Genomic DNA, 11,218 nt, shown 5'->3' on the forward strand with positions numbered 1-11,218 from the left:
TCCGGTTGCGCCCGCTTACCAGGTAAAACCGATTAAATTAATTGCTACAAACTTTTAACTTTTTCGTTCAGACCTGTACAATATCCCCCTGGTAAAAAGTGGATGCCATCGAACAAGTTTGTTGGTGATACCACGTTTTTATAAGCATACTTTGCTTGAGACTTGCAGTTTTCATTTAGTCATGGCAGTTCTATAATGAGACGCATTATCCCAAGTGCATTTTCTGTCACTTCTTCTTTAGAAGTGAATCGTTTAGCAACAGGACAGATTCCGCATGACTGACAACAATACCGCATTAAAGAAGGCTGGCCTGAAAGTAACGCTTCCTCGGTTAAAAATCCTTGAAGTGCTTCAGGGGCCAGACAATCACCATGTCAGTGCGGAAGACCTCTACAAACGTCTTATCGACATGGGTGAAGAGATTGGGCTGGCAACCGTGTATCGTGTGCTGAACCAGTTCGATGACGCGGGCATTGTTACCCGTCATAACTTCGAAGGCGGCAAATCCGTTTTCGAGCTGACCCAGCAGCACCATCACGATCACCTGATCTGCCTCGATTGTGGCAAGGTTATTGAATTCAGCGATGATTCCATCGAATCACGCCAGCGTGAAATCGCCGCACGTCACGGTATTCGCCTGACCAACCACAGCCTGTACCTGTATGGTCACTGTGCTGAAGGCGATTGCCGTGAAGACGACCACGCGCACGACGCGAAATAATATCGTGTTTATACTCTGAGCCAGCCGTAAGGTTGGCTTTTTTTTGCCTGTTTTTGGGCAAAAAAAAGCCCGGTGACGCAGCGCCACCGGGCGTAAAGCAACTTATTTATTGTTACTGCGAATATCGCTCCAGATCTTATCGCAACGCTTCGCCACTTCCTGATCGTTACCGGTTTTACGCGCCTGAATGCAGGCCTGGTAATCCATCACGCGGACGTTTTCCTGCGTCGCAAACTGCTCATGCGCTTTCTCTTTCTTCAGCACGTTCAGCACGCTCTGACAGGCTTCGATTTTCTCCGGCGACCCTTCCGCTGTATTGATACAGGCGCTATAGGCCTCCTTCAGGCGGGAATCTTCTTTTGGTGCCTCAGTCTGAGCACACGCCACCAGCCCTGATGCCAGCAACGCGACGATTACGATTTTTTTCATCATGTGCAGTCTCCATACCGGCGGGACGTTGCCCGCCGGTGTGTTCATCAGAAGATAGTAAATGGCGCGATAACCATGAATTTCACGTCACGTTCATCCTGGAAGATGTTGCCGTAACCGCCCGCGTAGCTCGGGATATCGGAGTGGTTGTCATACTGCGTGAAATGCAGTTTGAACATCGTGCCTTTCGCGCGGCCATCCTGCAGGGTGTAGATCGCATCCAGGCTGTAAGAAGACTCTTTCAGACGATAGTTTGGATCGTAGTACGCGTCCGGTGTCGCCATATCCGCAGGTTTTGCGTCCCAGGCGTAAGCGTAAGATGCACCCACCGCCCAGCCAGGCAGGTTCCAGTTTTTCAGGTCATACATTGCGCCGAAGAACAGCGCTTTTTCACCATCGGCGTTGAAGTCAGAGCGGTTATCCCACCAGATATCAAGACGACCGTTAGAGGACGCGTAGGTTGGCGTCATACGCTGCAGGAAATAGCCCTGCTGCCCTTCTGCCTTCACCCATGTTCCCTCCAGACGTAAATCGACCTGGCCCACTTTGTAGCCGAAGGTCAGTGCCTGCAGCCATGCAGTGCCGTCATAGATATCGTTAACGGTGCCATTGCTGGCTTTATCGCGCGTGCCGTAGAACTGGTAGCTGGTGCTCAGCGGGCTGCCCACAACATCAAATTTGTAGCTGGCTTTAGCAAAATACTGATCGATATACCCTTCCGCCTGACCAAATGCAGCTTCCAGGACCAGGTCGTTTTTAAAGTCGTATTTTGCGCCCAGCGAGTGGAGGTAATCGACTTTGGTTTTCTTATCGTTCTGGTAGAACTTGTCCATCTCAATGTGCCACGGTGCTTTGTACTCGTTGGTCCACATATAGGAGAAGCTCAACGCGCCCGCATCGCCGTAGTCAAAGTTAGCCCCGGCTTCCGCGCCCTGGTAGGTACCCGGCATAAAACTCCAGTGCGGCGCTAACAGCGTTTGACCGGTTGGCTGAATATAGCCCCCACGCGCCCACACCGGGCCGTATTTGAATTTCGCTGCTGCCTTGTACAGGCTGACACCGCTTTTATCGCCAGACCAGTCTTCTTTATACGCTTTGTTACTGGAGGAGAAGGCGATTTCATTCGGGTGTCCGCTGTCGCCGTTTTCAGCCATTTCAATGGCGGTGAAGGCAGCAATATCCAGACCGAACATATCCGCGGCATAGCCTGACTGGAAGTCCAGGTTGGCGTTCCAGGTAGAGTGCGAAAGGTTGGTTTTGTATTTGTCTTCAGTGACGTCTTTACGGTCACGCTCACGCTGCCAGTAATAAATACCGCCCGTGAGGGTAGAATCATCGATGAAACCTTCTGCCTTAGCTTCTGGGGTGATCGCCAGGCTCGACATTGCTGTCACACCGGCGATAGCCAGCGCCAGCGCACTACGTTTGCCACTGAACGTACGCATAGATTATTCCTCTTTGACGAATTAAAACGCCTCAACGGCGAAAATATAAAAGACCAAAAGGTCAGGGGTAGTTAGAAATACCCTCGAATTAACTACCGCCTTTAGGTTATTTTTCGCGACGCGAATTATCAATGCTTTTCCGTGGGCAAAAGTCAGGATTATGACGAAGTGCACATAATTCGTAGTGCTTTGTAACATTTACAGGAGAGCGAGAATTGGCGGGGAAATATCAGAAATTTCAGCGGGTAGCGCAGGTATTCGCTGTTTATTTTTCATCCTTTTTGTATTTCGTAAAAATACAAACTTTTTTTAGAAAAATAAGTAGCACCTCATTGACCTGATATTTTAGTGGCTTATCTTTAAGCCCTGGCTTAATACCATGATCATTAAATAAAAAAAACGCCGCAATAAGCGGCGTTTGTTTCTCCTTGACCAGAGCAGCAATATTATTCGCCGATCTTAGCCCAGGTGTCACGCAGGCCGACGGTACGGTTAAATACCGGTTTTTCTGCGGTGCTGTAACGGCTGTCCAGGCAGAAGTAACCTTCACGCTCGAACTGGAACGCTTTACCCGCTTCAGCCGCTTTCAGGGACGGCTCAGCGTAACCCTGCCTGATAACGAGTGATTCCGGGTTAATGGTCGCCAGGAAATCGTCAGCCGCACCTGGGTTAGGCACGCTGAACAGACGGTCATACAGACGGATCTCAACCGGCAGCGCGTGGGAAGCGCTCACCCAGTGAATAACGCCCTTCACCTTACGGCCATCAGCAGGATCTTTACTCAGCGTTTCTGCATCGTAAGAACAGAAAATAGTGGTGATGTTACCTTCTGCATCCTTCTCAACGCGCTCAGCTTTAATCACGTATGCATTACGCAGACGGACTTCTTTGCCCAGCACCAGACGCTTGTACTGCTTGTTCGCTTCTTCGCGGAAGTCAGCACGATCGATCCAGATTTCGCCGCTGAACGGCACGTCGCGGGTACCCATCTCCGGCTTGCTCGGATGGTTAGGCATAGACACCAGCTCGCTCTCTCCCTGCGGGTAGTTTTCGATAACCAGTTTAACCGGGTCGATCACCGCCATCGCGCGCGGGGCGTTTTCGTTCAGGTCTTCACGGATGCAGGATTCCAGAGAAGCGATTTCAATGGTGTTGTCCTGTTTGGTGACACCGATACGTTTGCAGAACTCGCGAATTGACGCAGAGGTGTAGCCACGACGGCGCAGACCGGAGATGGTCGGCATACGCGGATCATCCCAGCCTTCAACGTGCTTGTCGGTGACCAGCAGGTTCAGCTTACGCTTGGACATCACGGTGTATTCCAGGTTCAGACGAGAAAACTCGTACTGACGCGGATGCACAGGAATGGTGATGTTATCCAGCACCCAGTCGTACAGACGGCGGTTGTCCTGGAACTCCAGCGTACACAGAGAGTGCGTAATGCCTTCCAGCGCATCGCTGATGCAGTGGGTGAAGTCGTACATCGGGTAGATGCACCACTTGTTACCGGTCTGGTGGTGTTCCGCAAACTTAATGCGGTACAACACCGGATCGCGCATCACGATGAACGGAGAGGCCATGTCGATTTTGGCACGCAGACACGCTTTGCCTTCTTCGAAGCCACCGGCACGCATTTTTTCAAACAGTGCCAGGTTCTCTTCTACGCTGCGATCGCGGTATGGGCTGTTTTTGCCCGGCGCGGTCAGCGAGCCGCGGTATTCACGGATTTCGTCAGCAGAGAGTTCATCCACATACGCCAGACCTTTGTTGATAAGCTCTACAGCGTAGGCGTACAGCTGATCGAAATAATCAGAGGAGTAGCAGATATCGCCAGACCAGCTGAAGCCCAGCCATTGCACGTCGTTCTTGATGGACTCAACGTATTCGATGTCTTCTTTTACTGGGTTGGTGTCATCGAAACGCAGGTTGCACTGGCCCTGATAATCTTGCGCAATACCAAAGTTCAGGCAGATAGATTTTGCATGCCCAATATGCAGGTAGCCGTTCGGCTCCGGCGGGAAGCGGGTATGAATTGTGGTGTGCTTACCACTGGCCAGATCTTCATCGATGATCTGACGAATAAAGTTACTCGGGCGGGCTTCTGCCTCACTCATCGTGGATTCCTCAAAGCGTAAACAACGTATAACGGCATATGATCTTATAAGCCGGACGTAGTGACAACCCTTAGTTACGGAAAATACGTATCAGATGAAAATAATGGGGGCGTTTGCTGCAAAAAAAAGCGGCGGAGGATATCCCCCGCCGCTTAAGGCATGACTCTACTCAGGAGCGATTACTTGCCTTTAATCTCATACAGTGGCGTTTGGCCCGCAATCACCTGACCTTTCGCCTGGATAACCAGACCGCTGAAGTCGTCGATGTTGCTGCACACGACCGGGCTGATCATCGAGCGCGCGTTGGCGTTCAGGAAGTCCAGATCCATTTCCAGAATCGGCTGGCCTGCCACTACTTCTGCACCCTCTTCCACCAGGCGAGTAAAGCCCTGGCCGTTCAGCGCAACGGTATCGATACCCATGTGGACAACGATCTCCGCGCCTTTTTCCGTTTCGAGGCAGAACGCGTGGTTAGTGTTGAAGATTTTCACGATGGTACCGGCAGCAGGAGACACAACGATTTTGTCCGTTGGCTTCACGGCCACGCCGTCACCGACCGCTTTGCTGGCGAACGCTTCGTCAGGTACTTGCTCAATGGCAACCACGTCACCCGTAACCGGGGAAACCAGCGCTGCCACCGTCACGGCGTTAGGCACGGCCTGCGGCTTCACTACCGGGGCTGCCGTCGATGCAGGCGCGCTGTCGGCTGAGGCCGCCGCTACCGGGCCACGGGCAACCACTTTCTTCATTTCGTCACCGATGGATTCCGCTTTGGCGCCCACGATAACCTGGATAGTTTGTTTGTTCAGTTTAACGACGCCCGATGCGCCAAGGCGTTTACACATTGCATCGCTTACGCGCGCCGAGTCACCTACCGTCAGACGCAGACGGGTAATACAGGCATCAATGGCTTTCAGGTTGTCAGTCCCTCCGACGGCAGCGATATAGCTGGTCGCCAGCTGAGTCAGACCCTCTTCGGTATTGCTGTTGGCTTCGCTGGTCACCACTTCGTCGCTGGTATCTTCACGACCTGGCGTTTTCAGGTTAAACATGCGGATAACCGCAGTGAACAGAAGGAAGTAGACAACGAAGAAGATCAGGCCCATCACCACCAGCATCCAGACGTTACTGCTTGCCGCTGGCAGGTTGTACATCAACACATAGTCGATTGCGCCTGCGGAGAAGGAGAAGCCAGCATGGATGCCCAGCAGAGTCGCCACAAACAGGCTGATACCGGTAAGCACCGCGTGCATCAGATACAGCAGCGGAGCCAGGAACATGAACAGGAATTCCAGCGGTTCGGTTACGCCAGTCAGGAACGCGGTAATCGCAACGGACAGCAGCATACCGCCAACCATTGGGCGACGCGCTTTTGGCGCAGCCAGGTACATTGCCAGCGCAGCGCCCGGCAGACCAAACATCATGATTGGGAAGAAGCCAGACATGAACATACCCGCGGTGCCGTCACCCGCATAGAAGCGGTTGATGTCGCCGTGGAATACCGCACCTGCCGCGTTGGTGAATTCACCAATCTGGAACCAGGCGATGGTGTTCAGTACCTGATGCAAACCGGTTGGGATCAGCAGACGGTTAATGAAGCCGAAGATGCCTGCACCCATTGCACCCGCAGAGACGATCCACTCACCGCCTGCATGGATAGCATGCTGCACCGGTGGCCAAACGTAACCAAAGATGGCGGCCAGAACCAGACAGAAGAAGCCCGTCGCGATCGGCACGAAACGTTTGCCGCCAAAGAAGCTCAGGAAGTCTGGCAGCTTAATATTCGCCCAGCGGTTATAGACCGCGCCACCGACCAGACCGGTAATGATACCCGCCAGCACACCCATGTTAATTTCAGGGTTAATGGTGACCATTGCTTTCGTCAGGATGAAGTAACCCACTGCCCCAGCCAGTGCCGCCGCACCAGCACTGTCTTTGGACCAGCTTGATGCCACACCGATGGCGAAAATCAGCGCCAGGTTGTCAAAAATTGCACCGCCTGCCTGAGCAATAAACGGCACATTAAGAAGATCGGGTTGCCCGAATCGCAGCAGCAGCGCTGCAACCGGTAGCACGGCGATAGGGAGCTGCAAAGCCCTACCGAGGCGCTGGAAAAAACCTAAAATATTCATCCTATTCCCCCTACGAGACCCCTTATTAAGGCTCGTGCATAAACTATGTTTTTATTGTGTCACGAACGATAGATACCGTTGATGATTCACTGGCAGTGTGAGTGTGTGAAAAATTAATTCGTATCGCAAATTAAACACCCGTTTTTTGTGATTTTTGTCACCAAATATCGTAATCACCCCTCCCTTCCACTGGCTAACAGCGAAAACTTATTTTATCATTCAAAAAATCAAGACGGATTGATCCGGCCTGAAAGGTTCCAGGTTACGCTTGAGTATCAGGTTGCACTAATCATCCGCCCACTTTTTTAATTAAACTTTAGAGGTGAACAATGAGACTGATCCCCCTGGCAACAGCTGAACAAGTCGGTAAATGGGCTGCGCGTCATATCGTTAACCGCATTAATGCGTTCAAACCTACCGCCGATCGTCCTTTCGTTCTTGGCCTTCCAACCGGCGGTACCCCGCTGACAGCGTATAAAGCCCTGGTTGAAATGCACAAAGCGGGCCAGGTTAGCTTTAAGCATGTTGTGACCTTCAACATGGACGAATATGTTGGCCTGCCAAAGGAACATCCGGAAAGCTACCATAGCTTCATGCACCGTAATTTCTTTGATCACGTTGATATCCCTGCTGAAAATATTAACCTGCTGAATGGAAACGCGCCTGATATTGACGCAGAATGCCGTCAGTACGAAGAAAAAATCCGTTCTTACGGTAAAATCCACCTGTTCATGGGTGGCGTGGGCAACGATGGTCATATCGCGTTCAACGAACCAGCGTCTTCTCTGGCTTCCCGTACCCGTATTAAGACGCTGACCCATGACACCCGCGTGGCAAACTCCCGTTTCTTTGACGGCGACGTGAACCAGGTTCCAAAATACGCCCTGACCGTTGGCGTAGGCACCCTGCTGGATGCCGAAGAAGTGATGATCCTGGTACTGGGCGGCGTGAAAGCGCAGGCACTCCAGGCTGCCGTTGAAGGCAACGTTAACCACATGTGGACCATCAGCTGCCTGCAGCTGCATCCTAAAGCCGTCGTCGTGTGTGACGAACCGTCCACGATGGAGCTGAAAGTGAAAACACTGAAATACTTCAACGAGTTAGAAGCAGAGAACATCAAAGGTCTGTAATTGAATAACCGCCTCTGTATGCAGGGGCGGTCGCTTTTTTTAAACCGGGGGTCGTTATGTACGCTTTAACCCACGGTCGGATTTATACCGGCCATGAAATTCTGGATGACCACGCGATTGTTATCGCGAATGGCCTGATTGAACGTGTTTGTCCGCTGGCAGAACTGCCGCCGGAGATTGAACAGCGCTCACTCAATGGAGCAGTAATCTCCCCCGGTTTCATCGACGTACAGCTTAACGGCTGCGGCGGTGTGCAGTTCAATGACACCGCGGATGCCGTGACGGTCGAAACGCTGGAGATCATGCAGAAAGCCAACGAGAAATCGGGCTGCACCAGCTATTTGCCAACGCTCATCACCAGCAGTGATGACCTCATGAAGCAGGGTATCCGCGTGATGCGTGAATACCTGGCAAAACACCCTAATCAGGCGCTGGGTCTGCACCTTGAAGGGCCGTGGCTGAACATGGTGAAGAAAGGTACGCATAACCCGGACTACGTCCGCAAACCGGACGCTGAGCTGGTCGACTACATGTGTGCTAACGCCGATGTGATCACCAAAGTGACGCTGGCACCTGAAATGACCGGTACTGACGTTATCAGCAAACTGGCTGCCGCCGGGATCGTGGTGTCAGCGGGTCACTCAAACGCCACGCAGAAAGAAGCGAAAGCCGGTTTCCGCGCAGGTATTACTTTTGCGACGCATCTGTACAACGCAATGCCGTATATTACCGGTCGCGAGCCGGGGCTGGTTGGCGCGATTCTGGATGAACCAGACGTTTACTGTGGCATTATCGCAGACGGCTTGCACGTCGATTTCACCAACATTCGCAACGCAAAACGCCTGAAAGGCGACAAGCTGTGTCTGGTGACAGATGCCACAGCGCCAGCAGGGGCAAATATTGAGCAGTTCATTTTTGCTGGTAAAACAATATACTACCGCAATGGACTCTGTGTGGACGAAAACGGCACGCTGAGCGGTTCCGCCCTGACCATGATTGAAGGGGTACGTAACCTGGTTGAGCATTGCGGCATTGCGCTTGATGAAGTGCTGCGTATGGCGACGCTTTATCCGGCTCGCGCAATGGGCGTGGATAAACAGCTTGGCGGAATTGCACCGGGTATGGTTGCAAACCTGACGGCGTTCACACACGATTATAAAATTATTAAGACCATCGTTAATGGTAACGAGGTCGTCACTGAGTAAGTAAAAGTATGACACCAGGCGGACAAGCTCAAATCGGTAATGTCGATCTCGTTAAACAACTTAACAGCGCGGCGGTTTATCGCCTGATTGACTCACACGGGCCAATCTCTCGAATTCAGATAGCCGAACAAAGCCAGCTTGCTCCCGCCAGCGTAACAAAAATTACGCGTCAGCTTATTGAGCGCGGTCTGATCAAAGAAGTCGATCAGCAGGCCTCCACCGGGGGCCGCCGCGCCATCTCCATCATTACCGAAACCCGCAATTTCCAGGCGATTGGCGTCCGTCTTGGGCGTCACGACACCACCCTTACGCTTTACGATCTGAGCAGTAAAGCCATCGCTGAAGAGCACTATCCGCTTCCGGAGCGCACCCAGGAGACGCTGGAACACGCGCTGCTGAACACCATCGCGCACTTTATTGAGAGCTGCCAGCGTAAGATCCGCGAGCTTATCGCTATCTCAGTGATCCTGCCCGGCCTTGTCGACCCGGAAAGCGGCGTGATTCGTTACATGCCGCATATCCAGGTCGAGAACTGGGGACTGGTCGACGCGCTGGAAAAGCGCTTTAAAGTCACCTGCTTTGTGGGTCACGACATTCGCTCGCTGGCGCTGGCTGAGCACTACTTTGGTGCGAGCCAGGACTGCGAAGACTCTATTCTGGTGCGCGTACACCGGGGGACGGGTGCGGGCATTATCTCGAATGGCCGCATTTTTATCGGTCGCAACGGCAACGTCGGCGAAATTGGTCACATTCAGGTTGAACCGCTCGGCGAGCGCTGCCACTGCGGCAATTTCGGCTGCCTTGAAACGGTTGCCGCCAACGCCGCCATCGAGCACCGCGTTCGCCATCTGCTGGAACAGGGCTATCAAAGCCGCGTAACGCTGAACGACTGTAAGATCGGCGCCATCTGCAAAGCCGCTAATAAAGGCGATGCGCTGGCCTGCGAAGTGATCGAGCAGGTTGGACGCCATCTTGGCAAAACCATCGCCATTGCTATCAACCTGTTTAACCCGCAAAAAGTCGTGATTGCCGGGGAAATCGTCGAAGCCGAAAAAGTCTTACTGCCCGCCATTGAAGGTTGCATCAATACCCAGGCGCTGAAAGCGTTTCGTCAGAATTTACCGGTAGTGCGATCTACATTGGATCACCGCTCCGCAATTGGTGCGTTTGCCCTGGTAAAACGCGCCATGCTCAACGGGATCCTGCTCCAGCATTTGCTGGAAAGTTGATCGGGACTTATAGTAACGCCTTCTTTTTTTGATGCCGGATTGTCCATGACCATTAAGAATGTAATTTGTGATATCGACGGCGTGCTGATGCACGACAACGTTGCCGTGCCGGGTGCTGCGGAGTTTCTTCACCGCATCATCGACAAAGGAATGCCTCTGGTTCTTCTCACGAACTACCCTTCCCAAACCGGTCAGGATCTGGCAAACCGCTTTGCCACGGCGGGCGTCAACGTGCCGGACAGCGTGTTTTATACCTCCGCAATGGCAACCGCTGATTTTCTGAAGCGTCAGGAAGGAAAAAAGGCCTATGTCGTCGGTGAAGGCGCGCTGATCCACGAGCTGTATAAAGCAGGCTTTACCATTACCGATGTGAACCCGGACTTTGTGATTGTCGGCGAAACCCGCTCCTTTAACTGGGAGATGATGCATAAAGCTGCGTATTTTGTCGCCAGCGGCGCGCGCTTTATCGCCACCAACCCGGATACGCACGGCCGTGGTTTTTATCCGGCCTGCGGCGCGCTGTGCGCCGGTATTGAGAAAATCTCCGGTCGCCAGCCGTTTGTGGTCGGTAAACCGAGCCCGTGGATCATTCGTGCCGCGCTGAACAAGATGCAGGCACACTCCGAAGAAACCGTGATTGTCGGCGATAACCTGCGCACCGATATTCTGGCCGGTTTCCAGGCGGGTCTTGAGACCATCCTGGTGCTTTCTGGCGTCTCTCAACTTGATGACATTGACGCGATGCCGTTTCGGCCAAGCTGGATTTACCCCTCCGTCGATGAAATCGACATTATCTGATACCCAACCACGCCT

The 11,218-nt window shown here is 52.7% G+C and carries 9 protein-coding genes; 5 read left to right on the plus strand and 4 right to left on the minus strand.

Annotation, left to right across the window (positions count from 1 at the left end; genetic code table 11):
- The first annotated feature begins 274 nt into the window (after window positions 1–274).
- Window positions 275–721, plus strand: a complete 447-nt coding sequence (fur, locus tag AC2T6E_RS06900) for a ferric iron uptake transcriptional regulator (protein ID WP_010428651.1) — start codon at window positions 275–277, stop codon at window positions 719–721.
- Between the two features lie 102 nt (window positions 722–823).
- Here the strand turns inward: fur and chiQ are convergent, their stop codons facing one another.
- The 4 genes from chiQ to nagE form a co-directional block, all read right to left on the minus strand.
- Window positions 824–1,150 carry a ChiQ/YbfN family lipoprotein gene (chiQ, locus tag AC2T6E_RS06905; RefSeq protein WP_010428646.1) on the minus strand — a complete coding sequence of 109 codons (327 nt, stop codon included), beginning with the start codon at window positions 1,148–1,150 and terminating at the stop codon, window positions 824–826.
- Window positions 1,151–1,197: 47 nt separating this feature from the next.
- A complete protein-coding gene (gene chiP / locus AC2T6E_RS06910; RefSeq protein ID WP_486691023.1) occupies window positions 1,198–2,595 on the minus strand; it encodes a chitoporin ChiP in 1,398 nt (465 codons plus the stop codon).
- Window positions 2,596–3,041: 446 nt separating this feature from the next.
- A complete protein-coding gene (gene glnS, locus AC2T6E_RS06915) occupies window positions 3,042–4,709 on the minus strand; it encodes a glutamine--tRNA ligase (RefSeq protein ID WP_010428641.1) in 1,668 nt (555 codons plus the stop codon).
- Window positions 4,710–4,888: 179 nt separating this feature from the next.
- A complete protein-coding gene (gene nagE / locus AC2T6E_RS06920; RefSeq protein WP_431642511.1) occupies window positions 4,889–6,841 on the minus strand; it encodes a PTS N-acetyl glucosamine transporter subunit IIABC in 1,953 nt (650 codons plus the stop codon).
- Window positions 6,842–7,170: 329 nt separating this feature from the next.
- On the opposite strand from nagE, the gene nagB reads away from it, so the two are divergent.
- Genes nagB through nagD form a run of 4 tightly spaced genes read left to right on the plus strand, consistent with a single transcriptional unit; the run spans window position 7,171 to window position 11,203 of the window.
- Window positions 7,171–7,971: a glucosamine-6-phosphate deaminase gene (nagB, locus tag AC2T6E_RS06925; protein ID WP_010428635.1), complete on the plus strand. Its 801-nt coding sequence runs from the start codon at window positions 7,171–7,173 to the stop codon at window positions 7,969–7,971.
- Between the two features lie 56 nt (window positions 7,972–8,027).
- Window positions 8,028–9,176: an N-acetylglucosamine-6-phosphate deacetylase gene (gene nagA / locus AC2T6E_RS06930; RefSeq protein ID WP_108415857.1), complete on the plus strand. Its 1,149-nt coding sequence runs from the start codon at window positions 8,028–8,030 to the stop codon at window positions 9,174–9,176.
- Window positions 9,177–9,184: 8 nt separating this feature from the next.
- Entirely contained in the window at window positions 9,185–10,405 is a 1,221-nt protein-coding gene (gene nagC, locus AC2T6E_RS06935; RefSeq protein ID WP_010428629.1) for a DNA-binding transcriptional regulator NagC, read from the plus strand.
- Window positions 10,406–10,450: 45 nt separating this feature from the next.
- On the plus strand, window positions 10,451–11,203 hold the full coding sequence (gene nagD / locus AC2T6E_RS06940; RefSeq protein ID WP_010428628.1) for a ribonucleotide monophosphatase NagD: 753 nt from the start codon (window positions 10,451–10,453) through the stop codon (window positions 11,201–11,203).
- Window positions 11,204–11,218 lie beyond the last annotated feature (15 nt).

Source organism: Enterobacter sp. B79-1, assembly GCF_057444735.1.